This window comes from Hydrogenophaga sp. FG152, from assembly GCF_057809615.1.
In genome coordinates this window covers 115,826-139,816 of sequence record NZ_JBMDKH010000008.1, presented here as the reverse complement: position 1 = coordinate 139,816, position 23,991 = coordinate 115,826, and the positions used below count along the sequence as shown (strand labels likewise).

General features: G+C 67.1%; 25 protein-coding genes. 7 read left to right on the top strand and 18 right to left on the bottom strand.

Annotation, left to right across the window (positions count from 1 at the left end; genetic code table 11):
• Window positions 1–16: 16 nt before the first annotated feature.
• The 6 genes from ACODTB_RS11840 to aroE form a co-directional block, all read right to left on the bottom strand.
• Window positions 17–1,018, bottom strand: coding sequence for a TRAP transporter substrate-binding protein (locus tag ACODTB_RS11840; protein ID WP_291121702.1), 1,002 nt, complete (start codon window positions 1,016–1,018; stop codon window positions 17–19).
• Window positions 1,019–1,056: 38 nt separating this feature from the next.
• Window positions 1,057–2,340, bottom strand: coding sequence for a TRAP transporter large permease (locus ACODTB_RS11835; RefSeq protein WP_291121701.1), 1,284 nt, complete (start codon window positions 2,338–2,340; stop codon window positions 1,057–1,059).
• An 18-nt stretch (window positions 2,341–2,358) separates the two neighbouring features.
• The gene (locus ACODTB_RS11830) at window positions 2,359–2,895 is read right to left on the bottom strand and encodes a TRAP transporter small permease (RefSeq protein WP_291121700.1); all 537 of its coding nucleotides are present in this window, start codon (window positions 2,893–2,895) and stop codon (window positions 2,359–2,361) included.
• Window positions 2,896–3,026: 131 nt separating this feature from the next.
• Window positions 3,027–3,707: a TetR/AcrR family transcriptional regulator gene (locus tag ACODTB_RS11825; protein ID WP_291121699.1), complete on the bottom strand. Its 681-nt coding sequence runs from the start codon at window positions 3,705–3,707 to the stop codon at window positions 3,027–3,029.
• A 39-nt stretch (window positions 3,708–3,746) separates the two neighbouring features.
• Complete coding sequence (locus ACODTB_RS11820; RefSeq protein WP_291121698.1) at window positions 3,747–4,628, bottom strand: DMT family transporter; 882 nt, start codon at window positions 4,626–4,628, stop codon at window positions 3,747–3,749.
• Window positions 4,625–5,446: a shikimate dehydrogenase gene (gene aroE, locus ACODTB_RS11815; RefSeq protein ID WP_488929359.1), complete on the bottom strand. Its 822-nt coding sequence runs from the start codon at window positions 5,444–5,446 to the stop codon at window positions 4,625–4,627. The genes ACODTB_RS11820 and aroE overlap by 4 nt, the downstream gene beginning before the upstream one ends.
• A gap of 98 nt (window positions 5,447–5,544) precedes the next feature.
• On the opposite strand from aroE, the gene ACODTB_RS11810 reads away from it, so the two are divergent.
• Together ACODTB_RS11810 and ACODTB_RS11805 are read left to right on the top strand one after the other, a co-directional pair.
• Window positions 5,545–6,201 carry a DsbA family oxidoreductase gene (locus ACODTB_RS11810; protein ID WP_488929358.1) on the top strand — a complete coding sequence of 219 codons (657 nt, stop codon included), beginning with the start codon at window positions 5,545–5,547 and terminating at the stop codon, window positions 6,199–6,201.
• Between the two features lie 73 nt (window positions 6,202–6,274).
• On the top strand, window positions 6,275–7,009 hold the full coding sequence (locus tag ACODTB_RS11805) for a hypothetical protein (protein ID WP_488929357.1): 735 nt from the start codon (window positions 6,275–6,277) through the stop codon (window positions 7,007–7,009).
• 7 nt (window positions 7,010–7,016) lie between these two features.
• Here the strand turns inward: ACODTB_RS11805 and ACODTB_RS11800 are convergent, their stop codons facing one another.
• From ACODTB_RS11800 to ACODTB_RS11775, 6 genes are all read right to left on the bottom strand, one after another.
• On the bottom strand, window positions 7,017–9,320 hold the full coding sequence (locus tag ACODTB_RS11800) for a TonB C-terminal domain-containing protein (RefSeq protein ID WP_488929356.1): 2,304 nt from the start codon (window positions 9,318–9,320) through the stop codon (window positions 7,017–7,019).
• Window positions 9,321–9,416: 96 nt separating this feature from the next.
• Window positions 9,417–9,800 carry a hypothetical protein gene (locus ACODTB_RS11795; protein WP_291121789.1) on the bottom strand — a complete coding sequence of 128 codons (384 nt, stop codon included), beginning with the start codon at window positions 9,798–9,800 and terminating at the stop codon, window positions 9,417–9,419.
• Window positions 9,801–9,979: 179 nt separating this feature from the next.
• Entirely contained in the window at window positions 9,980–11,050 is a 1,071-nt protein-coding gene (locus ACODTB_RS11790) for a glycosyltransferase (protein ID WP_291121790.1), read from the bottom strand.
• Between the two features lie 43 nt (window positions 11,051–11,093).
• Window positions 11,094–12,227, bottom strand: a complete 1,134-nt coding sequence (locus ACODTB_RS11785; protein WP_291121791.1) for a radical SAM protein — start codon at window positions 12,225–12,227, stop codon at window positions 11,094–11,096.
• 475 nt (window positions 12,228–12,702) lie between these two features.
• Entirely contained in the window at window positions 12,703–13,131 is a 429-nt protein-coding gene (locus ACODTB_RS11780) for a YciI family protein (protein ID WP_291121792.1), read from the bottom strand.
• Window positions 13,116–13,517, bottom strand: coding sequence for a hypothetical protein (locus tag ACODTB_RS11775; protein ID WP_291121793.1), 402 nt, complete (start codon window positions 13,515–13,517; stop codon window positions 13,116–13,118). The genes ACODTB_RS11780 and ACODTB_RS11775 overlap by 16 nt, the downstream gene beginning before the upstream one ends.
• Between ACODTB_RS11775 and ACODTB_RS11770 the strand changes: the two genes are divergently transcribed.
• From ACODTB_RS11770 to ACODTB_RS11760, 3 genes are all read left to right on the top strand, one after another.
• Entirely contained in the window at window positions 13,516–14,016 is a 501-nt protein-coding gene (locus ACODTB_RS11770) for a Fic/DOC family N-terminal domain-containing protein (RefSeq protein WP_291121794.1), read from the top strand. The genes ACODTB_RS11775 and ACODTB_RS11770 overlap by 2 nt on opposite strands.
• A complete protein-coding gene (locus ACODTB_RS11765; RefSeq protein WP_291121795.1) occupies window positions 13,934–14,272 on the top strand; it encodes a Fic family protein in 339 nt (112 codons plus the stop codon). Before ACODTB_RS11770 ends, ACODTB_RS11765 begins: the two co-directional genes overlap by 83 nt.
• Before the next feature lie 166 nt (window positions 14,273–14,438).
• Entirely contained in the window at window positions 14,439–15,068 is a 630-nt protein-coding gene (locus ACODTB_RS11760) for a hypothetical protein (RefSeq protein WP_291121796.1), read from the top strand.
• A 6-nt stretch (window positions 15,069–15,074) separates the two neighbouring features.
• On the opposite strand, the gene ACODTB_RS11755 is transcribed toward ACODTB_RS11760, so the two are convergent.
• The 4 genes from ACODTB_RS11755 to ACODTB_RS11740 are packed head-to-tail and all read right to left on the bottom strand — an operon-like array spanning window position 15,075 to window position 17,410.
• Entirely contained in the window at window positions 15,075–15,536 is a 462-nt protein-coding gene (locus ACODTB_RS11755) for a DoxX family protein (RefSeq protein WP_291121797.1), read from the bottom strand.
• Entirely contained in the window at window positions 15,533–16,279 is a 747-nt protein-coding gene (locus tag ACODTB_RS11750; protein ID WP_291121798.1) for an HvfC/BufC family peptide modification chaperone, read from the bottom strand. The genes ACODTB_RS11755 and ACODTB_RS11750 overlap by 4 nt, the downstream gene beginning before the upstream one ends.
• On the bottom strand, window positions 16,276–17,109 hold the full coding sequence (gene bufB, locus ACODTB_RS11745) for an MNIO family bufferin maturase (RefSeq protein ID WP_291121799.1): 834 nt from the start codon (window positions 17,107–17,109) through the stop codon (window positions 16,276–16,278). The genes ACODTB_RS11750 and bufB overlap by 4 nt, the downstream gene beginning before the upstream one ends.
• Before the next feature lie 7 nt (window positions 17,110–17,116).
• Window positions 17,117–17,410 (bottom strand): BufA1 family periplasmic bufferin-type metallophore, encoded by a 294-nt coding sequence (locus tag ACODTB_RS11740; RefSeq protein WP_291121800.1) that lies wholly within the window; start codon window positions 17,408–17,410, stop codon window positions 17,117–17,119.
• Window positions 17,411–17,551: 141 nt separating this feature from the next.
• Here ACODTB_RS11740 and ACODTB_RS11735 point away from each other — a divergent pair, with 141 nt between their 5' ends.
• Together ACODTB_RS11735 and ACODTB_RS11730 are read left to right on the top strand one after the other, a co-directional pair.
• The gene (locus tag ACODTB_RS11735; RefSeq protein ID WP_291121801.1) at window positions 17,552–18,115 is read left to right on the top strand and encodes a sigma-70 family RNA polymerase sigma factor; all 564 of its coding nucleotides are present in this window, start codon (window positions 17,552–17,554) and stop codon (window positions 18,113–18,115) included.
• Entirely contained in the window at window positions 18,112–18,753 is a 642-nt protein-coding gene (locus ACODTB_RS11730; protein WP_488929355.1) for an NrsF family protein, read from the top strand. The genes ACODTB_RS11735 and ACODTB_RS11730 overlap by 4 nt, the downstream gene beginning before the upstream one ends.
• A 21-nt stretch (window positions 18,754–18,774) precedes the next feature.
• Here the strand turns inward: ACODTB_RS11730 and ACODTB_RS11725 are convergent, their stop codons facing one another.
• Both ACODTB_RS11725 and gcvP read right to left on the bottom strand, forming a co-directional pair.
• Window positions 18,775–20,724 carry a B12-binding domain-containing radical SAM protein gene (locus ACODTB_RS11725; protein WP_488929354.1) on the bottom strand — a complete coding sequence of 650 codons (1,950 nt, stop codon included), beginning with the start codon at window positions 20,722–20,724 and terminating at the stop codon, window positions 18,775–18,777.
• A gap of 342 nt (window positions 20,725–21,066) precedes the next feature.
• On the bottom strand, window positions 21,067–23,970 hold the full coding sequence (gene gcvP, locus ACODTB_RS11720) for an aminomethyl-transferring glycine dehydrogenase (protein WP_291115275.1): 2,904 nt from the start codon (window positions 23,968–23,970) through the stop codon (window positions 21,067–21,069).
• Between the last annotated feature and the right edge of the window lie 21 nt (window positions 23,971–23,991).

Below are 23,991 nucleotides of genomic sequence, written 5' to 3'. Positions count from 1 at the left end.
CGTGGCGGGGGCTGGCTTACTTGCCGCGCACCTTGGCCAGCTCGGCCTGCAGGCTCTGCACCGTGTCCTGGCCCACGGTCACGGCGAACTTGGCGATCACGGGGCGCAGCTTGTCGCGCAGCTTGTCGGTCTCGGCGGCCGACAGCTCGGTCACCTGCATGCCGCTCTTCTTCATGTTGTCCAGCGCCACCGCCACCTGGCCGCGCGCTTGCTCGCGCTGGTACCTGGCCGATTCCTGCGCCGCGTCGGCCACGATCTTCTTCTGCGCCGCGTCCAGGTTGTCCCAGAACTTCTTGCTGATGATCACCGACTGCGGGTTGTACTGGTGGTTGCTCAGCACCACGTGCTTCTGCACCTCGTAGAACTTGTTGGCGTTGATCACGGTGAGCGGGTTCTCCTGGCCGTCGATCGCCTTCTGCTCCAGCGCCGCGTACACCTCGGGGAAGGGCAGGGGCGTGGGGTTGGCGCCCAGGGCCTTGACCCAGTCCACGTTGATCGGGTTGGGGATCACGCGCAGCTTCAGGCCTTCGAGGTCTTCCAGCTTGGTGATGGGGCGCTTGCTGTTGGTGATGTTGCGAAAACCCAGCTCGTAGTACGCCAGGCCGATCAGGCCTTTTTCCTGCAGCTTGTCGTGCAGCTTCTTGCCGAAGGGGCCGTCGACCACGGCGTCGGCCTCCTTCGTGTTGGCGAACATGAAGGGGAAGTCGTAGATCGCGAACTCTTTGACCTGGCTGGCGAAAATGCCCGAGTTCATCGAGGCCATCTCCAGCGTGCCGCCCTGGATGGCCGACACATTGGCCTGGTCGCTGCCCAGCGTGCCGCCGGGGAACAGGTTGACCTTCATCTTGCCGCCGGACTTGGCCGCCACCAGCTCGGCGAACTTCTCCATGCCCATCACGATCGGGTGGCCCTTGGGGTTCTGGGTCGCGAACTTGATGGTCTTGTCCTGCGCGTGCACAGCGCCGAAGGCGGTCATGGCGAGGGCGGCGACCAGGGTCTTGAGCATCAGGCGTTTCATGTTGTCTCCAAAGAAATGAGGGCCGTGGAAAGGGAAGCTCAGTTGCCGATCAGCCAGCGCGCCGGCACCATGACCAGCGAGGGGAACAGCACCAGCAGGAACATCACCGCGAACTGCATCAGCATGAAGGGCATCACGCCGCGCGTCACGTCGTCCATGCGCATGCGGCCCACGCCGGCCACGGTGTTGAGCACGGTGCCCACCGGCGGCGTCACCAGGCCGATGGAGTTGTTGATGATGAACAGCACGCCGAAGTACACCGGGTCGATGCCGGCGGCCTTCACGATGGGCATCAGCACCGGCGTGAGGATCAGGATGGTGGGCGTCATGTCCATCGCCGTGCCCACCGCGATCACCAGCAGCATGATGGCCAGCATCAGCAGCGTGGGGTTGTCCAGCAGCGGCTGCAGCAGCGTGACGATCTGGTCCGGCAGCTGCGCCACCGTGATCAGCCAGGCCGAGACCATGGCCGCAGCCACCAGGAACATGATCACCGCCGTGGTCTTGGCCGCGTTCAGGAACACCTCGTAGAGCTGCTTGAGCGTGAGTTCGCGGTAGATCACGCCGGCCACGAAGAGGGCGTACACGGCGGCCACCACGGCCGCTTCGGTCGGCGTGAACACGCCCATGCGCAGGCCCACCAGAATGATCAGCGGCAGCATCAGCGCCCAGCCCGCGCTGCGCATGGCGCTGAGCACTTCACCGGCCGACTTGCGCGGCGGCGGCTCCAGCTTTTCGCGCCGCGTGCTCCACCACCATGTGGCCCACAGGCCGGCGGCCAGCAGGATGCCGGGGAAGATGCCGGCCAGGAACAGCTTGGAGATCGACACATTGGCCGCCACGCCGAAGATCACGAAACCGATCGAGGGCGGGATGATCGGGCCGATCACGCCGCAGGCCGCGATCAGGCCGCCGCTGCGCGCCTTGTCGTGGCCGGCCTTCACCATCATCGGCAGCAGCAGGGCCGTCAACGCGGCCGCGTCGGCCACGGCCGAGCCCGAGAGCGCCGACAGCAGGCAGGCCGCCACGATGGTCACGTAGCCCAGCCCGCCGCGCACATGGCCCACCAGCGCCATCGCGAAGTTCACGATGCGCCTGGACAGGCCGCCGGTGTTCATGATCTCGCCGGCCAGCATGAAGAAAGGCACGGCCAGCAGGGGGAAGCTGTTGGAACCCTCGATCAGGTTCTGCGCCAGGATCTGGGCGTCGAACATGCCCAGGTGCCACATCAGGGCCACGCCGCTGAGCAGCAGCGCGAAGGAAATGGGAATGCCGATGGCCATGGCGGCCAGCAGAGCACCGAGGAAGATGGCGATGGTCATGGCGGTCTTCCGGTGCGTTCAGGCCTGGGGGTTGCCGGGGGGCGGCGCGTCTTCGGATTCGCGGATGCCGATCAACTCGTCCTCGCTCATCCGGCCGGCCAGCAGGCGCCACAGGTTCAGCAGCAGGATGGGCGCGGCCAGCAGGGCGAACACCATGCCGCTGGCATAGAAATACGCCATCGAGGTCTCCATCACCGCGCTGGTGGAGTCCCAGTTGATCTTCACCTGCTCCCACGCGCCCTGGTAGATCAGCCAGCACACGTACAGCATCAGCCCCAGGCTCGCGGCCAGGCACAGCTTGCGGCCCAGCACCGGCAGCCGCGAGATCAGCGAGTCGGTGCCGAGGTGGGCGCGCTCGTTGAGCGCCACCACGGCGCCCAGGAAGGTCATCCACACGAACAGCCAGCGCGACAGCTCTTCGGAGAGGGTGATGCCCGAGTTGAAGCCGTAGCGCATCAACACGTTGCCGAACACCATGACCACCATGAGGGCGAGGAACAGCACCATCAGCCAGGCCAGCAGCCGGCAGTATGTGTTGATGAGGTTCTGGATCACGCAGGTCTCCTGTTTTGTTCCGTTCGAGCTGATAATGTACGAACTGGTTAGTTTTCAACGAATCGGGGATTACCCTAGATCGGCGCACCGGCCGTCGGGTCGTGAAAAACAGGGCCCCGGAGGCAGGCGCGTCAGGCGCGCACGTAGCGCAGCACCATCTCGGTGATGGCGTCGCGGCGCGCGGCCGCGATCTTCGGGTCGCTCAGGTCGCGCTTGAAGATCAGGCCGAAGGTGTGGCGGTTGGACACATTGAAGAAGGTGAGCGCCGAGATCGAGGCGTGGATGTCGATCGCATCGAGCCCGGGGCGGAACACGCCCGAGGCCACGCCGCGTTCGTAGAGCCGGCGGATCGCCGAGATCGCAGGCACATTGAGCTGCTGGATGCTCTGGCTCTGCGCCAGGAACTGGCCCCGATTCATGTTTTCCGAGATCACCAGCCGGATGTAGTTCTCGTGGCTGGCGTGGTGGTCGAAGGTGAATTCCACCAGCTTGCGCAGCGCGGCCTCGGGCTCGAAGTCTTCCAGGTGCTGCTGGCTCTCGATGTCCCGCATGCGCCGGTACGACTCTTCCAGCACGGCGAGGTACAGGCCCTCCTTGCTCTGGAAGTAGTAATAGATCATGCGCTTGCTGGTCTGCGTAGCGGCCGCGATCTCGTCGATGCGCGCCCCCGCCAGGCCTTTTTCGGCGAACTCCGCCATGGCCACCTCGAGGATGTTGGCCATGGTCCGCTCCGGGTCGTTGGTGCGGGTGGTTTCCTTGGTGGGCGCCACGCCGCGCGCGGCCCGCCGCTTGGAATGTACCGTTTCGTTCATTTGCGCAGTATAGGCCGGAGGGCCCCTGCTGCGGGCGTTTCAGGGCAGCGGCGGGCTGCGCCGCAGCGGGTTGAAACCCGTCACCAGCGCCGAAGCCAGCAGCACCAGCGCGCCGCCCACGAAGATGCCCGACGACAGCGCTTCGCCCAGGAACAGGTGGCCCCAGGTCACGCCGAACACCGGGATCAGAAACACCGGGCTCATCGCCGCCACCGGCGTCACGTGGCGGATGATGCGCAGGTGCGCCCAGTAGGCCAGGCCCGAGGTGACCACGCCCATCACCAGCACCGCCGCCATGCCCGTGGGCGTGAACGTGGCTTGCGGCCAGGCCCAGAGCGCGCCCGGCAACACCAGCACCATCGCGCCCGCGTGGATGCCCGCCGCGATCGCCAGCGGCTGCATGCGCGTGGTGGCGCGCTTCATGAGCGGCGTGGAGCAGCCGTAACACGCCGCCGCCAGCACGCAGGCCAGCGCCGCCGCGATCGTGGCCGCGTCAGGCTGCACCGGGCCGAGCCGCACGATCAGCCCGACGCCCACGAAGCCGCACACACAACCCAGCAGCTTGCGCGCCGTGAGCGTGTCTTCCTTGAACCAGCTCGAGGCCAGGGTACCGAACAGCACCGCCGTGGTGTTGAGCAGCGCGCTGTAGCCCGCCGGCAGCCGCAGCCCGGCCCAGGCGTACAGCAGAAAGGGCACGGCCACCGACAGCCCGCCCATCAACAGCAGTTCGCGCCAGTAGCGCCACGGCCACTGCTGCTTCAGGCCCCGCATGATCAGCGCCAGCGTGAGCCCGGCCAGCGCCACGCGGCAACCCGCCAGCACCAGCGGCCCCATCTCGGGCACCGCCACGCGGATGAACAGAAACGACGCGCCCCAGAGCGCCGACAGGCCGACCAGTTGCAGGAAGTGGCGGGATTTCAAACCAGCGGCACGGTGAGCTGCCGCACCACGGGCTGGGTGTCGGGGCGCACGCCGCGCCACCACAGAAAGGCTTCGGCCGCCTGCTCCACCAGCATGCCCACGCCATCGGCCACGCGCTCCACGCCCGCGGCCTTGGCCTGCCGCAGGAAAGGCGTGAGGCCCTTGCCATAGACCATGTCGTAAGCCAGCGCGCCCGGGGCGAACAGGCCGTCGGGCAGCGGCAGCGCCTCCTGCGAAAGCCCGGTGGATGTGGCGTTGATGACCACATCGAAACGCTGACCCAGCAGCGTGTCGTAGCCACCGGTCTGCAGCGGCACATGGGCCGCGAAATCGTGCCGCAGCGCGTGCGCCTTCTCGGGCGTGCGGTTCGCCACCGACAGCAGCGCCGGCTGCTCCGCCGCGATCGGCAGCAGCGCGCCCCGCGTGGCGCCGCCCGCGCCCAGCAGCAGCACGCGTTTGCCCTGGAGCGGCACGCCCAGGTTGCGCTGCAGGTCGTTCACCAGGCCCACGCCGTCGAAGTTGTCCGCCAGGATGCGCTCACCCTCGAACTTCAGGCAGTTCGCCGCGCCCGCCAGCCGCGCGCGCTCGCTCGGCTCCGTGGCGATCTCGAACGCCTGCAGCTTGAACGGCAGGCTCACGTTGAGCCCACGCCCGCCGCTCGCCCGAAAACCCAGCACCGTGTCCGCGAAACCGTCCAGCGGCGTCTCGATGGCGGTGTAGCCCAGGTCCTGCCCGGTGCTGCGGGCGAACTCGGTGTGGATCAGCGGCGATTTGCTGTGGCCAATGGGGTTGCCGAGAACGGCGTAGCGGTCGGTCATAAAGCGCGGGGTGGGGCGGGCCAGGGTTGAGAAAGCAACATTGTGGCGCAAGCCCCTGGGCCGGCCACGGGCTTGGCCCCCGGCCTACCATGGTGGCCATGAACACCACCCCCCTCAAGATCGATTTCGTGTCCGACGTGTCCTGCCCCTGGTGCGCCGTGGGCCTGGGCGCGCTCGAAGAAGCGCTGCAGAAACTGCAGGGCGACGTGTCGGCCGAGCTGCACTTCCAGCCCTTCGAGCTCAACCCCAAGATGGGCCCCGAAGGCCAGGACATCGGCGAACACCTCGCCGAGAAGTACGGCTCCACGCCTGAGCAACAGGCGCAGATCCGCAACACCATCCGCGCGCGCGGCGCCGAAGTGGGCTTCGCCTTCAACCCCGAAGGCCGGGGCCGCATCTGGAACACCTTCGACGCCCACCGCCTGCTGCACTGGGCCGGCGAAGAAGGCGCGCCCGGCCAGCAACACGCGCTCAAGAAAGCCCTCATGGCCGCCTGCCACACCCGCAGCGAAGCCATGGGCCACCACGACGTGCTGCTCGGTTGCGTGCGCGAAGCCGGGCTGGATGAAGCGCGGGCCAAAGCCATTCTCGCCAGCGACGAATACGCGCAAGACGTGCGCGAGCGCGAAGCCTTCTACACCAGCCACGGCATCCACTCCGTGCCGGCCGTCATCATCAACGACAAGCACCTCATCTCCGGCGGCCAGCCGGCGGCGGTGTTCGAGCAGGCGCTGCGGCAGATCGCGGCGGCGTGAGCCGGGGCCGGCGAAGGCTCCCTTACATTAGCCAGCGGCGGCGATCTTGCCGTCGTCCTTGGTTGATGTGCCCATGACCTCCCGCACCGCAAGACTTGGCGCCCTGCTGCTGGCCACCGCCGCCCTATTGATCGGCTGCGCCAACCGACCCGCTCAACCGGTGGAGGTGGAAGTCATCCGCCCGGTGCCGCAGAAGATCGCCCTCGTCGCGGTGATGGACCCGCCCCGGCTCACCATTGAAAACCGGGGCAGTGCCTGGGGCGTGCTCGCGCTGCCCGGGTTCTTCATTCAGCGCAACATCGAAAGCGGACGGGCCGACAGCCTGACCCAGGCCATGCGCGCCCAGGGCCTGCACCTCGGGGAAGAAATGACCGCCGCCCTCGGCGAAGAGCTCAAGCGCCTGGGCTACACCGTGCACGTGGTGCGCAACGTGAAGCGCCCCAAGGACGACCCCGAAGGCATCCTCTATGAAAGCGTCGAGACGGACGCGGACGCCATCGTCACCGCACGCTACGCCGGCGCCGGGCTGTACGCCGGCCAGTTCTCCACCAACTACCTGCCCCGGCTCAACGTCGACATCGACGTGGTGGCCAAAGCCGACCAGGCCGAGCTGCACTCGCACTCCATTTACTACGGTGCTGACGCGCGCGAGCACACCAACGACCAGATTCCGGCAGACGCCAAATACGCCTACGCCTCATACGACCAGATCTGGGACCAGCAGCGCGAAGTGTCGGAAGGCTTTCGGGCCGGCCTGCGCCAGGTGGCGGCGCTGGCCGCAAAGCAGCTGCAGCAGGTCGGCCGCTGAGCCTGCCTCAATACAGGCGGATCGCCACGTCGAAATGCCAGGTGCGGCGGATCTCCACCACGTCGTACTGCCGCGACAGCGCGGGTGAAAACGCCGGGTAGTTCGCCAGGCTCTGGATGATGCGCGGGATCGCCTCGTCGATCGCCGCCACGCCGCTGGTGCGCACGAAGGTGACCGACTCCACCGAACCATCGGCGCGGATCGCCACCGTCACCACCGGGTTGGTGTGCGGCTGCTTCACCGCCTCGCGCACCAGCTCGAAGGTGTTGCTGTTCAGCTGGATCTTGCGCGCCCAGGCCTCGGCGTAGCGCACCAGTTCCTCGTTGTTGTCCACCAGCCCGAACAGGCGGCCCCGGCGCAGCGGGCTCCCCTGTGGGTCGCGCAGCGCCGCCGCATCGGCCGCGTCGCGCCGGGCGCGTTCCTCGTCCAGCTGCCGGCCGATCGCGCGCAACCGCTCTTCGCGCTTGGCCTCGTGCTCCGCGCGCTCGGCCGCCAGCCGCGCGGCCTCGGTGCGGGCGCCGTCCTGAGCGGCCGCCTGCTGCGCCGCCGCCTGTTGGGCGGCGGCTTGCTGTTGCGCGGCGGCCTGTGCCGCAGCCGCTTGGCGTTCACCTTCCTGCCGCGCGGCCTCGGCCGCCCGGGCTGCGCCTTCCTGGGCCGCCGCCTGTTGCGCGGCAGCCGCTTGCGCCGCAGCAGCGGCTGCTGCTGCAGCTGCTTGCTGGGCTGCGGCCTGTTGTGCCGCTGCCTGTTGCGCGGCCGCTTGCTGGGCAGCCGCCTGTGCCGCCGCCGCTTGCCTTTCGGCATCGAGCCGCGCGGCCTCGGCCCGGGCGGCTTCCTGGCGCGCGGCGTCTTGCGCGGCCAGCTGCTGCGCGGCAGCGCGCTGCGCAGCGGCCTGCCGCTCCGCTTCCAGCCGCGCGGCTTCGAGGCGGGCTGCCTCCTGCCGCGCGGCCTCTTGTTGTGCCGCCGCCGCTGCTGCCGCCTGCTGCGCCGCCAACTGGCGCTCGGCTTCCCGTCGCGCTGCCTCCACACGGGCCGCTTCCACCCGAGCCGCCTCCTGCTGGGCCTGGGCCGCTCCCTCGCGCTGGGCTTGGGCCGCCGCCGCCGCCTGCTGCGCTGCCGCGCGTTGGGCTGCGGCCTGCCGCTCGGCCTCGGCCCGTGCCGCTTCCTGGCGGGCCATCTCCTCGCGCCGCCGGGCCTCTTGCTGAGCCGCGGCCTGTTGTTGCTGTGCGGCTTCCTGCTGCGCCGCCGCCTGGCGCTCGGTGGCCTGCCGGGCCGCTTCTGCGCGGGCGCTTTCCTGGCGAGCGGCTTCCTGCCGTTCTGCCTCTTGCTGGGCCGCCGCCGCTGCCCGAGCCGCCGCCTGCCGTTCGGCAGCCTCGCGCCGGGCGGCTTCGGCCTTCGCTGCGGCTTCGCGGCGCGCGGCCTCTTCGCGGGCAGTGGCCTGCCGCTCGGCCTCCTGGCGCTCCACTTCCAGCCGGGCGATTTCCACGCGCGCCGCCTCGCGCTCGGCTTCCTGCCGGGTCGCTTCCTCCTGGCGTGCCGCGGCCTCCGCGCGCTCGGCCTCCAGCCGCGCCATCTCGAAGCGCTTCGCCTCCTGGCGTTCGGCTTCCTGCCGTTGCTGCAACTGCTGCGCTTCCTGCTCGGCGCGCTCGCGCAAGGCCCGCTCTGCGGCGGCGGCCTGTTCGCGCTGCTCACGCTGCTCGCGGTCGATCTCCGCCGCATCGCGCGGGGGCGGCATGGCGGCCTCCATGCTCGGCGGGATGGGGGCTGCGGCGACCACCACGGGTGCTGGTGCCACCACGGGCGCAGGGGCTGGCGGAGGGGCCGCCGCCGTCGGTGCTGCTGACGCTGCTGCAGCGGGGGCGGGCGGCGTGGGCGCAGGGGCCGACAGGGTTTCAGGGGCGGGCGCAGCCGGTGCTGGCGCCTCGGCCACGGCCACCGGGGCCGCCGGCTGCGCCACGGCGGGGGCGGGCGTGCTGCTGCGCGCCGGGGCGCCGCCCGTCACTGGCTGCCCGCTCGGGGCTGGCACCGCAGGCGCGGGGGCGCTGGGCGGTTGCACCGGGCCCAGCACGACATGGAGCGTCGGCACCTCGGCCCGCCGCTCCTGCCAGGGAAAGCCGAAACCCGGCAAGCCCATGCCCTGGCCACCAAAGGTCAGGGTCAGCAGCAGGGCGTGAAAGACCAGGGAATAGGTGAGCGCCAGCGCCATGCGCCGGCGTTCCGGGTCCATACCCGCCCACAGGCCACGGGCGGTGTTTGCCGTGGCCAGCGACGGTCCCGCCGGCATCGGGCGGGAAGAGGGGGTTGGCGCGGACATGAGGCCGATTGTCGTATCCAAATCGGCCGCGCCGGGGCGACGTATCTCACGCTTCCCCCGCCAGCGGTGCCAGCAAGCCCCGGTGAGCCATGTCGCCTACTTGTTGCGTGGCGGTTTTGGCGGCCAATAGCCCCGGCCGCGTTGGAGCTCCGTGGCGCAGACATGGGTCGCTCTGATGGATTCGCCCAGCGTCTTGACTTGCCGCCGCATCTCGGCCTTGAGCGAGCGCCGCATCGCGTCGATTTGCTCGTCCGGGGCGAAGGTTTCCACGATGTCTTCCGCGCTCTCGGGTGCCACGGCGGTATCGAGCGAGATGCTCGCCTCCAGCGTGATAGACAGCTGCGCGTACTGCTCGATGCCTTGCCTGGCCAGCATGAGGATGTGTGGGGTAAGGGACGCGACGCGCTCGGCCTTGAGCGGGTGGCTGGGTCGATGGGAACTGTCAGGTTTGAATTCGGCAGCTTGCTTGGGCAATTTCATGGCTCCTTTTGGCGTGACCGCTTGAGCTTCCCATGCTGTTCGGGACACATTTGACGTGCAGCACAAGAAGGTCGAAGCGCAGAGCGAGCATGGCAAACTGCCTCACTTTCATCCACAGAGTTTGCTTCTCATGTGGAGAGCATCAACGTCCAGCGATGCACGAACCCGCGCGCGCTGTCTCAAGCGTCGCGCTGACGGATGGCTCGCAGGTCGGAACTGCTTTCGCAAATCAGAGCGTAGAGGCCTGCGTAGGCCCGGGCCTGGTGCGTCAAGGCATGAGAGATCGCACGTTGCGCTGCCGCCTTTCCAAGCTCCACACGTCGACCGGGGTTGCCAATCAAGTGCTCGATCTCATCGGCGATGGCATGCGGGTCGCGACGAGGAACAAGCACTCCCGCGCTACCGAGCAATGCGGGCATGCCTCCGACACGTGTTGCGATGCAAGGCAACCCGATAGCCATTGCTTCGAGCAAGGCAGCTGGGGTGCCCTCATGGTCCGACGGTAGAAGGAACACATCGAGGCTGCGCAGAAAGGCTGGCATGTCCATGACAGCACCTCGCAGTTCAACGTCCAGGCCAACTGCGAGTGTCTCGACATGCCTGCGGCAAGGTCCCTCCCCTGCGATGACCAATCGGCAACTCAGGCCGCGTCCTTTCAAAACGCGCATCGCAGCTACAGCATCGTCCAGACGCTTTACAGGATGAAGCCTGGCTGCGACGCCAACGGTGAAGGGCGTGCTTGCATCTCGGCATCTGGGTAAAGGCGAAAATTGCTCTAGATCAACGCCGGTCGGAATCACCTCGATCTGGCGCCGGGCAAGGTACCCGTAGCGACGAGCGAGATCCTCTGACACTGCAGTCAAGCGGTCAGCAGCGCGAAGCCCCCGAATGATTGGCACCAGCCAACGCCAGCCTGAGCCGAGCGCAATGTGCATGGTGGCCAACATCGGCACATGGTCTAGCGATCTCGCGGCCAGTGCCGCTGATATATGTCCCTGTGCATGCAGCACTTGGATTTTTTGCTTTTCCAGAATCGTGCGCAACCGATCGGGAAAGGCGGAATCACGCCGATCCAGACCGATGACCGGCACACCGGGTGCGTCAATCAGCGAGTAGCCCTCAGTCGGCGGATCATAGGTAATGAGGACCGGATCGACGCCCAGGCTGGGCGCGGTGCGGCACAGGTCCGAGACGATCCGCTCACGCCCGCCGATCTCCATGGTCGGGAGCAGGTGAGCGATGCGGATCATGACGAGGCTTGAGTCGTTCTCACGTTCCGCCTTGTGCGCGCTCTCATTCGCTGGCACCGAGCCGGCTGCGCGCCTCGGCGGCGTACTTGCGATAGCTCGGCGCGTGCTTTTCTATTCTCGAGGCCGCTTCACAATGGCAGTTGGGACAGTTGAGTTTGAAGGCGTCCTGCGCAGCCTCGTGGTGAGCTTTCGAGTAGATGATCTCGCTGAGCCGCTTCTCGTGCAGATTGCCAAGGGGAAAGGTCACATAGCAGAGCATGACGCTGCCGTCTGCACCAACCCAGAGCAGCTTGCGTGCATCGCAAGGAATTCGCATCTGTTCCTGCTTCAACGCCCAATCCGCCAGAGATGCAATGGCAACCGCAGATTCGGTCAGCAACTCAGGACGTGTGGCTTTTAGCGTGAGCAGATGACGGGTAACTTGCTCAAGCGCAGCTTCGTCACTGGGAGTGAACTGCAGCTCACGGTCCTCACCTTCCTGGAAATAGGGTAGCGAGTAATGAACGATATCGATGTGAATGCGGCCCTTGAAGCGGTCGGCAAATCGGACAATTTCGTCTACGGACTCAATGCTTGCTGAGCGGCGGCTGAGCAGAAAATTAAACTGAATCTCCAGCTCGTCTGGCCCAAACATCTTTCGGGTGTTTTCAAGACTTTCGATCAGACGCTCAAAGCGGCCAGGGCGTTGGACATACTCGTCAAACGCACTTCCCTCCCCGTAGTAGCCAACCGTGATTTTGCGCAGGCCTGCAGCGTGTAGCTCCTTGATCCGCTTGTCCAATGTGAGTGCATTGGTCGTGATGTAGCAACCAACGCCGAGACGGGTGGCGGCCTCGACCATTTTGACCACATCGGGGTGGAGCAACGGTTCGCCTCCATAGAGGCGGACAGCGGGGACCTTGGCGGCGGCCGCATCTTCCAGCAACTGCTCGACGATTTTCAATGGGAGCTGCGCTCCTGGCATGAAGTCCCGTCCATATCTACAACCCTTGCATCGCAAGTTGCAGTGGGCCGTGATTGCTATGGTGATTCTCTCGGTCCGTGCTCGCACGATCGACGGCCAAGTCTCCGCAAGTGAACTAAGCATGCGCTCGCTGGCGCGATAACTTGCTTTCAACACCGGCATGGTTGAGGGGATGAACTTGGCAACGGAGCGAGCGATGCTGTCGACTGTCATTGTTGACCCTCTGTTAAGGCGTTGAATTCAACCCAGCGGAGCGAGAGCGGATGCGCGTACGAAACTATCGCGCCCGCTTATTCCGGCTCAGACACCTGTCCGACAACCCAAGGACGGTCACCCGCCCAATGGTGGGAAGAATGAACATGGACGCCCCCTGGGTTTTCTTGCTGTAAGTGGTACTGAAATTATCATGAATGTGACTTGACCGGTCTGCTCGCACCGCTGAATTCAAGGAAGGTGTGACCTGCTTGGCTTGGTCGAGACATTTGTTTCCAGAAAATGGCGGCAGATCTTGGCGGAGATGTGTTGTCATCCAAGGAAATTGCCTCAGGCAACGGGATTCACTTCATTGACGTGGGGCAGATTGGATGCCGTATGGGGAAGACATTCATGAACTCTGGCGGCAGGCACTCGCGCTCAAAGTCCACGGTTCGATCGGGTTTTGCCCGCACACCTGAATGACTGCGGCGGATCAGCCGGCCCGCGACTGAACCTCCTTGCGCAACCGCTCTTCCTGCTCGCGCAGTTCTGGCGTCAGCGCGTCGCCGAAATCCTCCGCCGAGAAGATCTGCCGGATCTCGATTTCGGAATCGGAGCGCATGGGGTTGGGGCACTTCTTCACCCATTCGATCGCCTCCTGCAGCGAACCGCAGTTCCAGATCCAGAAGCCGGCGACCAGCTCCTTGGTTTCCGGGAACGGCCCGTCGATCACCCGCCGGTCCTTGCCCGAGAACGCGACCCGGGCGCCGCGAGAACTTGGGTGAAGACCTTCGCCCGCCTCCATGACGCCGGCCTTGACGAGCTCCTCGTTGAACGAGCCCATCTCGGCAAACTCCTCTTGTGTGGGCATCACGCCGGCTTCGCTGTCTTTCGTTGCTTTCACCATCACCATGAATCGCATCTTGATCTCCTTGGGTTGAGCCGGGCGGCCATCCGCCCACCTTGGTACGACGATTCAGGCCGCGCCTTTTCGACAGCCTGCCTTCGGCCGAAACATCGCTGAAGTCTCAGCCGCACGACCTTTTGAGCGTCCAGGATCGTGAGGTTGAAGTTGGCGTAGAAGTTGTCGCCGACTTCGATGTTCGCTCCGTGGTCGTTGCTGAGGTCGATCGGCCTCATGTTCTTTAAATGCGATTTTGGCGACGCGTTGCCCGTGTCATGTCGCTGCCAGCGACATGAGTCCTGAACGTGTCGCCATTTCATTGAAATGAGAACATGTTCTGGCGACGTGTCGCTGGTGGCGACATAAGCTCCCCACCTGTCGATAAAACAGGCTTTTTGCATCATGACCGATGTTTCCCTCGTCTGGCATCCCCAGCAGCCCCACAACGAGTTGCCTGCATGGCCCCCGGCGCACGAATTGGAAAGCCGCGTTGTGCTCAAGGCCTGCATCGAGGCCCGCGCCGCGCTGGCCGAGCTCAAGCAGGCGGCCGAGCTGATTCCCAATCAGGCGATGCTGATCAACACCATCCCGCTGCTGGAAGCCAAAGACAGCTCGGAAATCGAAAACATCGTCACCACGACCGACCAGCTGTTCCAGTACGCGCAGGGACACGACAACGCCGACCCCGCCACCAAGGAGGCGCTGCGTTACCGGACCGCGTTGCACCAGGGCTTTCAATCGCTCCAGGCGCGGCCACTGTGTACCGCCACTGCTGTGGATGTCTGCCGCACCCGCAAGGCGGTGGACATGGACATTCTTCATGCTGCAGGGCGTGGCCGACACGTCCAAGTGGACGACGGCCAAGATCGCCGCGATCCGCGCACTGGCCGAGCACACCACTGAGCATGTGCGAACGCGCCTGCCCAAGATCTACACCCGCGAGCTGGTGGACGTCATCTTTGAGCAACCCTATTGCCGCATCGGCAATCTGGTGGAAAAGGGCATTGCGCAGCGCCAGGCCGCCTCTCGTTACCTGCAAGAACTCGCCGCCTTGGGCGTGTTAAGCGAAATGCCTTTTGGCAAAGAAAAGCTCTTCATACATCCCAAACTGATGCAGCTGCTCAGCGGGGACTCCAACGAGTTTCAGCCTTACGCTTGACGGCGAATCGCTGGGGTTCGAGGCCACCGACGGGTGGCATGAAGCGGGTCTGCCGTCTGGCCGGCGTAAATATGACCCGAGACACTTTACGCCGCGTGCGGGGTGCTTGAAACTTCCCGCCGGGCTTTCAGCCACCCGTCCGTTCAACCGAAATAGAGAGAACTCCATGCTGTCCGCCGCTGCGATCACGCGTCTGTCCCTGTCTGGCCTGCTGGCGCTGGCGCCCTGGGCGGTTGGCGCGCAGGTGGCATCGCAGATTGGGGCGGCGCGGGCGGCGGCTCTGGCTGATCAGCCCGAAGATGCGGCCGGCTTGCCACCGATGCCGATGGGCGCGGGGGCCATGATGGCGGCGCCGCCGCGAAACGTGAAGAAGTTGGGCGATGGCGAACTCAGCTGCGCGCAGATCTATGCGGAAGCCCAGGCGCTGGAGAAGACCAGCCAGGAGCGGGGGGCCGAGGCCGAGCAGGCGCAGGCGGCCATGATGGCCAGCCAGAACGAGATGATGAAGCAGGCCAGCGGCATGGGTGGCGGCGTGGGTTCGTCGGTGGGCAGCAGCCTGCTCAGCCTGATTCCGGGCGGTGGGCAGATTCAGAGTTTCGCCATGCAGGCCGCTGCCGACGCCCGGCGCGCGAGCATGCAGGACAACATGGAGAAGATGATGCAGGTGCAGACCCGGCTGGTGAACGCGGAGCTGGCCCGTGAGCATGCGCAAGCGCGCGGCGAGCACCTGACGGATCTGTTTCTCAAGAAGGGCTGCAAGCTGTCCGAGGTGAAGTCCGCCGGCGCGGCGCCTTAGCCTGCATCAACCCTGGCGTCGCGGCAGCAGCAGCGCATCCAGCGACCAGCGCCCCGCGCCCCTTCCGAGCAGATAGAGCAGCGGCACGGCCCAGGTCAGGTGGGTGGGCCAGGCGGCCGGATAGACCAGAAACTGAATCACGGCGGTCATGCCCAGCAGCGCGGCGGCCGAGAGCCGGGTGGCCAGGCCGAGCACGAGCAGGATGGGGAACAGGTGTTCGGCGGTGGTGGCGAGGTAGGCCGCCCAGTCCGGGGGAATCAGGGGCAGCGCGTAGTCCTCCCTGAACAGCAGGAAGGTGGTGTCGGTGAGGGTGAACCAGCCTTCGACCTTGGTGCGGCCGGAGAGCCAGAAGATGCCGGCGATGCCGAGGCGGCTGGCCAGGGCCATGAGGTCGTGCGAGATCCAGCGCTCGAGCCACTGGCGAATGGATTCGGTGGCGTGGGTGGTGCTGCGGGCAAGGGTGTTCATGGTGCAACCGCCGTGAAGGCGCCGTGGGTGATGAGCTGGCTCAGCGCGGTGGCGAGGTCCAGGCCGGGTTGTGCCGCCAGTGCACGGGCGGCTGCGTCGGGGATCGGTTGGCCCTGGGCACACGCGTCGAGCAGCTCGCAGGCGCCGACGCCGATCTCGTGCGCCAGCACCGCGCCCTGGGGCCGCGTGAGCAGCGTGTGCTGGCCGTGCCAGTGGCGCGGGTTGGGGTCGGGCAGGGCTTCGCGTGCGGCGTGCCAGAGGGCGAGGGCGGGCCATGGGGTACAGCGGTGCCAGCATGCGGCAGGGTGGGGCACGAGGACCGTGTGGGGAAGGGCGGCGGCGTCCAGCGTGGTCAGGGCCTGGGGCCGCAGTGTGGGCGCGTCGGCGGCCGTGTGGCACTGGTTCCACAGCGCGTCGAGCCGGGCCACCTCGGGCAGCCAGGGCCATTCGCCTGCGGGGAGCGCGCGCGCCAGATGTTCGGGGAAGTCTTCGCCGTAGCCCGCGAGGCAACCGGATTGCGGTGGATGTTCGCGCGCGTGCGCCAGCGCCACGGCGGTGAGCCAGTCGTCGCCGGTCAGGCGGCGCACGGCGGGGTAGAGCGCAAGCAGGGCGTCGACACAGGCTTTGAGCACGGTGTTGCGGTAGACCGCGAAGCCGGGCTGGCGGGCCAGTGACGGCGATGCCGTTTCATCGGTCGACCACAGGTCGTGCCAGAACGCGGTCTGGAAGTCGGCGTGGTTCATGTGGCCACCTCGACGAGCCGGCTCAGTTGGGCATGGGCGCGGTCGCGTTCGGCCATCAGCGCCTCGAAGGCGGGCAGGTTGCCGTCGCGCTCGATCAGCGTGGGCCTGGGGCCGATGCGCTCGACGAGGTGGTCATGCAGCCGCCACACCGGCTCGGCCACGGGCGCGTCGTGGCCGTCGATCAGCAGGCCTGCGCCGAGCGCCGGGTCTTCGTGGTGGCCGGCGAGGTGAATTTCCATCACGGCGTCGGCCGGCAGGCGGTCCAGCGCGTCCAGCGGGTCGGTGCCGATGTTGTGCGCCGAGACGAACACGTTGTTCACGTCCACCAGCAGGCCGCAGCCGGTGCGCCGCACCAGCTCTTGCAGGAAGTCGGGCTCGTCCCAGTCGTGGCCCTGCAAGTGCAGGTAGTGGGATGGGTTTTCGATGGCGATGCGGCAGCGCAGGGCGTCCTGCATCCGCTCGATGTTGGCGGCGGTGTGCCGCAGCGCTTCGTGGGTGCGCACGAATGGCAGCAGGTCGGGGGCGTAGTGGCCCGCCAGCCTGCTCCAGGCGAGGTGTTCGGACACGAGCGCCGGCTGCAGCCGGCGCACCAGGGCCGCCAGCCGCGACAGGTGGCCGTTGTCGGGTGGCTCGTGGCCGGCCAGCGACAGCGAGACGCCGTGCAGCGCCACCGGGTGGTGTGCGCGCACGGCCTCCAGCCACGCCAGGCGCGGGCCCCCGTCCACCAGGTGGTTTTCGGCGTGCACTTCGAACCACAGGCCGGCTGCCCGCGTGCCGCAGGCGGCATCGAAGTGCTCGGGCTTGAGGCCGAGGCCGGCGCTCAGGTCCATGGCCCGTTCAGCCCTTGACGGGTTGCAGCGAGCCCATGCCACTGGGCGTCTTGATGCCCACGCAGGTACCGGCGGGCACATACTTCCAGGCGTTGGCCTGGTAGTCCATCTTGGAGGTGCCGGCGCAGGTGGTGCCGGGGCCGGCGGCGCAATCGTTCTTGCCGGCCATGGCCACGCCATAGCAGCGTTCCTTGGCGCTGGCGGCGTTCTTGGTGTCCGGCATGTTGGACTGCGCGAGCGCGGCACCGGTGGTGAGGGCGGCCAGCGTGGCGAGGGTGAGGGTCAGTTGCGAGGTGTTCATGAGAGGCTCCTTGGGTGTGTGGCCGCGCCGACCAGCCGGCGCTTCCGGTGGCTATTTCGTCGCAGCCTCTTTGCGGGTTACAGGCTCGACGCAGAATCGATCGGTTTTTTTATTTCAGCCCGTCTGTAACTTTTCCGCGCCATGACACGAATAGCTGACGTGACCGCGACAGAACACGAATTGCACGGCCTTTTTGTGGCGGGGCTGGACGGCGATGGCGCCGCTTACCACCGTTTCCTGCAGCGCCTGGCGGCGTTGCTGCGCGGCTATTTCCGGCGCCGCCTGCAGCAGTTACCCGACGAGGTGGAAGACCTGGTGCAGGAGACCTTGATGGCTGTGCACGCCCAGCGCCAGACCTACCGCCGGGGTGAGCCGCTGACGGCGTGGGTGCATGCCCTGGCGCGCTACAAACTGGTGGATCTGTGGCGGCGGCGCGCCCGCCACGAGGCCTTCAACGATCCGCTGGACGAAGAACGGGATGTGTTTGCGCAGCCAGACAGCGAGGCGGGTGAGGCGCGGTGCGACCTGGGCCGCCTGCTCGAGGAGCTGCCAGACCACCAGCGGTTGCCCATCCAGCACACCAAGCTCGACGGCCTGTCGGTGGCTGAGGCGGCCCGGCTCACGGGCATGAGCGAGTCCGCCGTCAAGGTGGGGGTGCACCGGGGCATCAAGGCGCTGGCGCGCCAATGGAAAGGACAAGCATGAAAACCGACGATCTGATGAACCTCCTGGCCACCGGCGCCACCCCTGTGCCCCGGCATGCGGGTGAGCGCCGTTTTGCGCTCGCGCTGGGCCTGGGGCTGGTGGGTGCGCTGGCCTGGGTGCACCTGATGTACGGCGTGCGCAGCGATCTGGGCGAGGTCTGGGCCACGTCGGCGTTCGGGGTCAAGCTGGCGATGCCGCTGGCCGTGGCGGTGAGTGGCCTGGCGGTGGTGTTCCGGCTGGCCCACCCGGGCGCGCGCGTGCGCGGCTGGGCATGGGGGCTGTGGCTGCCCGTGGCGCTGCTGTGGGCCTGGGCGATGTGGGTGCTGGCGCAGGCGGCCCCTGGCACGCGGGCGGCTTTGGTGCTGGGCGAGACCTGGCGCTACTGCGTGTTCAACGTGATGGCCACGGCCTTGCCGGTGGGGGTGGCGCTGTTCTGGGCCCTGCGTGGTCTGGCGCCCACGCGGCCCATGCTGACGGGCGCCGCAGCGGGCTGGTTGGCGGGCGCGGTGGGTGCGGTGGTGTACGCACTGCATTGCCCTGAGATGCAGGCACCGTTCCTCGCCGTCTGGTACGTGCTGGGCATGGCGGCGTGCGCCTTGTTGGGCGCGCTGGCGGGGCGGCGCTGGTTGCGTTGGTAGGCGCGCCGGCGGGCGCCGCGGTCAGGCCTTTTCCCGCCTGTCCAGCGCCCGCTCGATGAAGTGCCGCTTCACCCGCGTCCTGGGCACCGGCTCGTGCAGGTGACTGAACCAGGCGCGCACGTCTTCATCCAGCCCGATGCCGTGCATGTAGTTGTAGATCGCCTTGCGCAGGCCGATGCCCAGCGCGTCGTGGTCCACGCCGGTGGGGTCGATGAAGCCGATGTCGTTCTTGGCGAAGGTCACTTCGGGCAGCGGCACGAGTTCGATGCCGTAGGCCGCCGGGTCCAGCCCCACGGGCGAATGCACGGTGCACGAGAAGCGGTGGAAGAAACCGCTCTGGATGCAGCCGTTCTCGAACAGCTGGCGCACGTATTCGAGCGAGTCCACGGTGTCCTGCACGGTCTGCGTGGGAAAGCCGTACATGAGGTAGGCATGCACGAGGATGCCGGCGTCTGAAAACCCTTTGGTGACGCGCGCGACCTGCTCGACGGACACGCCCTTTTTCATGAGGGTGAGCAGCCGGTCGCTGGCCACTTCGAGCCCACCGCTCATGGCGATGCAGCCGCTGTCGGCGAGCAGTTGGCACAGCTCGGGGCTGAAGGTTTTTTCGAAGCGGATGTTGCCCCACCACGAGACGGGCAGCTGGCGGCGCAGCAGTTCGTCGGCCAGGGCCTTGAGGGCCTTGGGCGGCGCGGCTTCGTCCACGAAGTGGAAGCCGGTCTGACCGGTTTCGTTGACGATGGCTTCGATGCGGTCGGCCAGCGTGGCGGCGGACGCAGTTTCGTAGCGGCTGATGTAGTCCAGGCTCACGTCGCAGAAGCTGCACTTCTTCCAGTAGCAGCCGTGCGCCACGGTGAGTTTGTTCCAGCGCCCATCGCTCCACAGACGGTGCATGGGGTTGAGCATGTCGAGCAGACTCAGGTAGCGGTCGAGTGGCAGGCCGTCCCAGGTGGGGGTGCCGATGTCTTCGAACGGCACTTCGGGCTCGACGAAGTTGATGTACTTCACCGTGGCCGCGCCGGCTTCGCTGGTCTCGCGCACGAAGGTGCGCACCAGGCGCTGCCGGGAGCGTTTGCGGTCCAGGAATTCCAGCAGCGCGAGCAGGGGGCGTTCGCCGGCGTCGAGGGTCACGTAGTCGACGAAGTCGAACAGGCGAGGCTCGGCGAGTTCGCGCAGCTCGGTGTTGACGAAGCCGCCGCCCAGGGCAATGGTGATGTGCGGGTTCTGGCCTTTGATGGTCTGCGCGATGCGCAGGGCGGCGTAGAGCGCGCCGGGGAAGGGCACGGAGAGCAGCACCACGTCGGGCTTGTGCTGGGCCAGGGTGGCGAGGGTCAGGGTGTGCAGCAGCTCGTCGACCAGGGTGAAGGGCGCGGCGAGCGCGGCGGCCATGGGCTCGAAGCTGGGCTGGCTGCTGGCGAGGGATTCGGCGTATCGCACGAAGGCGAAGCGTTCGTCCACGGCGTCGCGCAGCACGTCGGCGAGGTCGTTGAGGTAGAGGGTGGCGATGTGGCGCGCTTTGTCTTGCACGCCGAGGGCGCCGAAGGCCCAGGCCAGGGGGTCGCTGCCTTCTTCGCTGAGGGCGGCGTCCACGTAGACCTCGAGCGCGCTGAAGCGGGGGCCTTCGGGCAGGAGTTCGCGCGCGGCGATGCGGTGGGCGAGGGTGGCGTCGCGGCCCTGCAGGAAGGCGATGACGGGGCCGATGGTGCCCCGGTAGCGCGCGAACTGGTCGAGGAAGGCGTGCACGCTGCCGCTGCGATCGGCTTCGGGTTGGGCGAGTGCTTTGCCGCGCACGGCTTCGAGGCCGGCGGGGGTGAAGAGTTTGAGGACGAGCGCGAGGGCGAGGTCGGCTTGCACGGCGTCGACGCCGCGCGAGCGGAGGAAGCCGGTGATGTAGGCGGTGGAGGGGTAGGGCGTGTTGAGCTGGGTCATCGGGGGGATGAGGCTCAGCACGCGCGGGGCGTGGGTGGTCATGGCTTTTCCGGGCGTGGCCACGATGTTAAGGCTTGGGCCCTTTTTTTCGTTTTTGGCGGGTTTCTGGCTGGCTCAAGGGTTTCGCTCTTGGACCTCGCGTCAGGCCGGTGGCGGGATCCGACTGCTCCGGCCTTGCTCGCGGGCGTCTGCCCGTGCGCGCGGAGATCGCTTCGTCAACGCCGTTGTTGGCACGCTGTCTCTGCGGCAACCGCGAATGGAGGCCTGCGCATTCGGACGCCGCCACCGCCCTGCAAGAAGCCCAGGCACACCCAGCCTGGCGCGCCACCATCGCACCGGACTACCCGACCTCGCCCACCCAGCAGGCGAGGAATCAGAACGCGCTCAAGCGTAGTCAGACAAGGGAACGCAACTGCAAAACAGATTGCGATCCCCATACACGTTGTCCACACGCCCCACGGGCGGCCAGTATTTGGCGTGGGCCCGGGTGGAGGCGCTGGCGGCGCCCACATCGCGTGCGTAGGGGTGCGGCCAGTCGGCCTTCATCAGGCTGGGCGCGGTGTGTGGCGCGTTCTTCAGCGGGTTGTCGTCTTGCGGCCAGACACCGTTTTCCACCTGACGGATCTCGTCGCGGATGGCGATCATCGCGTCGATGAAACGGTCCAGCTCGTCCAGCGTTTCGCTCTCGGTGGGCTCCACCATCAGCGTGTTGGCGACCGGGAAGGACAGCGTGGGCGCGTGGAAGCCGTAGTCCATGAGTCGCTTGGCCACGTCTTCGGCCATCACGCCGCTGGTGTCCTTCAAGGGGCGCAGGTCCAGGATGCACTCGTGCGCCACATGGCCGTTGGCGCTGGCGTACAGCGTGGGGTAGTGCGGCGCCAGGCGCTTGCTGATGTAGTTGGCCGCGAGGATGGCGGCTTCGGTGGCGTGCTGCAAACCCTCCGCGCCCATCATGCGGATGTACATCCAGCTGATGGGCAGCACGGCCGCGTTGCCCAGCGGCGCGGCGCTGATGGCGCCCACGCCGTTCACGGGCAGACCACCCGCCGCATGGCCAGGCAGGAAGGGCACGAGGTCTTCCACCACGCAGACCGGGCCGACGCCGGGGCCGCCGCCGCCGTGCGGGATGCAGAAGGTCTTGTGCAGGTTGAGGTGGCTCACGTCACCGCCGAATTCACCGGGAGCGGCCACGCCCACCAGCGCGTTCATGTTGGCGCCGTCCACGTAGACGCGCCCGCCGTGCTGGTGCACCAGCGCGCAGAGTTCCTTCACGGTGGTCTCGAACACGCCGTGGGTGCTGGGGTAGGTGATCATCACGGCGGCCAGGTGCGCGCTGTGCTGTTCGCACTTGGCCTTCAGGTCGGCCATGTCCACGTTGCCGTTCTCGTCGCACTTGGTGACGACGACCTGCATGCCCACCATCTGCGCGCTGGCCGGGTTGGTGCCGTGCGCGCTGCTGGGGATGAGGCAGATGTTGCGGTGGCTTTCACCGCGCGAGGCGTGGTAGGCCTGGATGACGAGCAGGCCCGCGTATTCGCCCTGCGAGCCGGCATTGGGCTGCAGGCTGATGCCGGCGTAGCCGGTGGCCTGGCAGAGCCAGGCGCGCAGCTGTTCGTCGAGCAGCTTGTAGCCCTGCAGCTGGTCGGCCGGGGCGAAGGGGTGCATGTTCGCGAATTCCGGCCAGGTGATGGGGATCATCTCGCTGGTGGCGTTGAGCTTCATGGTGCAGGAGCCCAGCGGGATCATGCTGCGGTCGAGCGCGAGGTCCTTGTCGGACAGCGCGCGGATGTAGCGCAGCATGCCGGTTTCGCTGTGGTGACTGTTGAACACCGGGTGCGTGAGGAAGTCGCTGGTGCGGCGCAGCTCGGCGGGGATGAGTGGCTCCACGCCTTTTTCGAAGGTGTCGAAGACGGGCAGGGCCTGGCCGTCCTTGGCGAAGATTTTCCAGAGCAGGGCGATGTCGTCGCGGGTGGTGGTTTCGTCGAGCGAGACGATGAGGTAGTCGCCCCAGGCCTTGCGCAGGTTGGCGCCCTGGGCCACGGCGCGGGCCATGATGGTGTCGGTCTGGTCTTTCGTGTGCAGGGCGAGGGTGTCGAACACGCCTTGGTCGCCGTGGTGGGTGTCGCGGTAGCCCAATTGCTCCAGGCCGCTGGCGAGGATGGCGGTGTAGGCGGCCACGCGGTTGGCGATGCGCTTCAAGCCCTGGGGGCCATGGTACACGGCGTACATGCTCGCCACCACGGCGGGCAGCACCTGGGCGGTGCAGATGTTGCTGGTGGCTTTTTCGCGGCGGATGTGCTGCTCGCGCGTCTGCAGCGCGAGGCGGTAGGCGGGTTGGCCGTGCACGTCCACGCTCACGCCGACCAGGCGGCCGGGCAGGGAGCGCTTGAATTCGTCGCGGCAGGCCATGTAACCAGCGTGCGGGCCGCCCGCGCCCATGGGCATGCCGAAGCGCTGGGTGGTGCCGACCACGATGTCCGCGCCCATTTCGCCCGGGGGTTTGAGCAGGGTGAGCGCGAGCAGGTCGGCGGCGACGATGAAGGCGGCCTGCTTGCCGTGCACGGTGGCGGCGTCCTTGGTCCAGTCGTGCAGCCAGCCGCTGGAGGCGGGGTACTGGGTGAAGGCGGCGAAGTAGTCGCCGTCCGACAACATGGCGGCCCATTCCTCGCCCGACATCGCGATCTTCACCGTGAGGCCCAGGGGTTTGGCGCGGGTCTGCACCACTTCGATGATCTGCGGGTGCACGTCGCCCGAGACGATGAAGGTGTTGCCCTTGTTCTTCACCGAGCGTTTGGCCAGGGTCATGGCCTCGGCGGCGGCGGTGGCTTCGTCGAGCATGGAGGCGTTGGCGATGGCCATGCCGGTGAGGTCGCTCACCATGGTCTGGAAATTGACCAGGGCTTCCATGCGGCCTTGCGAGATCTCGGCCTGGTAGGGCGTGTAGGCGGTGTACCAGGCGGGGTTCTCCAGCACGTTGCGCAGGATCACGCCGGGCGTGAGCGTGCCGTGGTAACCCTGGCCGATGAAGCTCTTGAACACCTTGTTCTTCTGCGCCAGCGCCTTGAGCTCGGCCAGCGCTGCCGCCTCGGTGACGGCCGTTGGCAGCTGCATGCCCTGGCTGCGCGCGATGCTGCGCGGCACGATGCCGTCGATCAGCGCGCGGCGCGAGGCCTCGCCGATGACCGAGAGCATGTGGGTCTCGTCGGCCTGGCCGATGCCGATGTGGCGCGCCACGAATTCGGACGGGTTTTCGAGTTCACCGAGGGGTTTGACAGAGGGCATCAGCATGGGGGGCTCCGGCGGGAGAAG

Coding starts and splice junctions, on each gene's coding strand:
- ACODTB_RS11725 (WP_488929354.1), bottom strand. CDS start 20,724: ATGACCACCCACGCCCCGCGCGTGCTGAGCCTCATCCCCCCGATGACC.
- ACODTB_RS11795 (WP_291121789.1), bottom strand. CDS start 9,800: ATGAAATTGCCCAAGCAAGCTGCCGAATTCAAACCTGACAGTTCCCAT.
- ACODTB_RS11780 (WP_291121792.1), bottom strand. CDS start 13,131: ATGCGATTCATGGTGATGGTGAAAGCAACGAAAGACAGCGAAGCCGGC.
- ACODTB_RS11810 (WP_488929358.1), top strand. CDS start 5,545: ATGAACACCACCCCCCTCAAGATCGATTTCGTGTCCGACGTGTCCTGC.
- bufB (WP_291121799.1), bottom strand. CDS start 17,109: ATGGACCTGAGCGCCGGCCTCGGCCTCAAGCCCGAGCACTTCGATGCC.
- ACODTB_RS11735 (WP_291121801.1), top strand. CDS start 17,552: ATGACACGAATAGCTGACGTGACCGCGACAGAACACGAATTGCACGGC.
- ACODTB_RS11765 (WP_291121795.1), top strand. CDS start 13,934: ATGCTGCAGGGCGTGGCCGACACGTCCAAGTGGACGACGGCCAAGATC.
- ACODTB_RS11750 (WP_291121798.1), bottom strand. CDS start 16,279: ATGAACCACGCCGACTTCCAGACCGCGTTCTGGCACGACCTGTGGTCG.
- ACODTB_RS11740 (WP_291121800.1), bottom strand. CDS start 17,410: ATGAACACCTCGCAACTGACCCTCACCCTCGCCACGCTGGCCGCCCTC.
- ACODTB_RS11835 (WP_291121701.1), bottom strand. CDS start 2,340: ATGACCATCGCCATCTTCCTCGGTGCTCTGCTGGCCGCCATGGCCATC.
- ACODTB_RS11785 (WP_291121791.1), bottom strand. CDS start 12,227: ATGACAGTCGACAGCATCGCTCGCTCCGTTGCCAAGTTCATCCCCTCA.
- ACODTB_RS11805 (WP_488929357.1), top strand. CDS start 6,275: ATGACCTCCCGCACCGCAAGACTTGGCGCCCTGCTGCTGGCCACCGCC.
- ACODTB_RS11730 (WP_488929355.1), top strand. CDS start 18,112: ATGAAAACCGACGATCTGATGAACCTCCTGGCCACCGGCGCCACCCCT.
- ACODTB_RS11790 (WP_291121790.1), bottom strand. CDS start 11,050: ATGATCCGCATCGCTCACCTGCTCCCGACCATGGAGATCGGCGGGCGT.
- ACODTB_RS11840 (WP_291121702.1), bottom strand. CDS start 1,018: ATGAAACGCCTGATGCTCAAGACCCTGGTCGCCGCCCTCGCCATGACC.
- ACODTB_RS11770 (WP_291121794.1), top strand. CDS start 13,516: ATGACCGATGTTTCCCTCGTCTGGCATCCCCAGCAGCCCCACAACGAG.
- ACODTB_RS11755 (WP_291121797.1), bottom strand. CDS start 15,536: ATGAACACCCTTGCCCGCAGCACCACCCACGCCACCGAATCCATTCGC.
- gcvP (WP_291115275.1), bottom strand. CDS start 23,970: ATGCTGATGCCCTCTGTCAAACCCCTCGGTGAACTCGAAAACCCGTCC.
- ACODTB_RS11800 (WP_488929356.1), bottom strand. CDS start 9,320: ATGTCCGCGCCAACCCCCTCTTCCCGCCCGATGCCGGCGGGACCGTCG.
- aroE (WP_488929359.1), bottom strand. CDS start 5,446: ATGACCGACCGCTACGCCGTTCTCGGCAACCCCATTGGCCACAGCAAA.
- ACODTB_RS11760 (WP_291121796.1), top strand. CDS start 14,439: ATGCTGTCCGCCGCTGCGATCACGCGTCTGTCCCTGTCTGGCCTGCTG.
- ACODTB_RS11825 (WP_291121699.1), bottom strand. CDS start 3,707: ATGAACGAAACGGTACATTCCAAGCGGCGGGCCGCGCGCGGCGTGGCG.
- ACODTB_RS11775 (WP_291121793.1), bottom strand. CDS start 13,517: ATGATGCAAAAAGCCTGTTTTATCGACAGGTGGGGAGCTTATGTCGCC.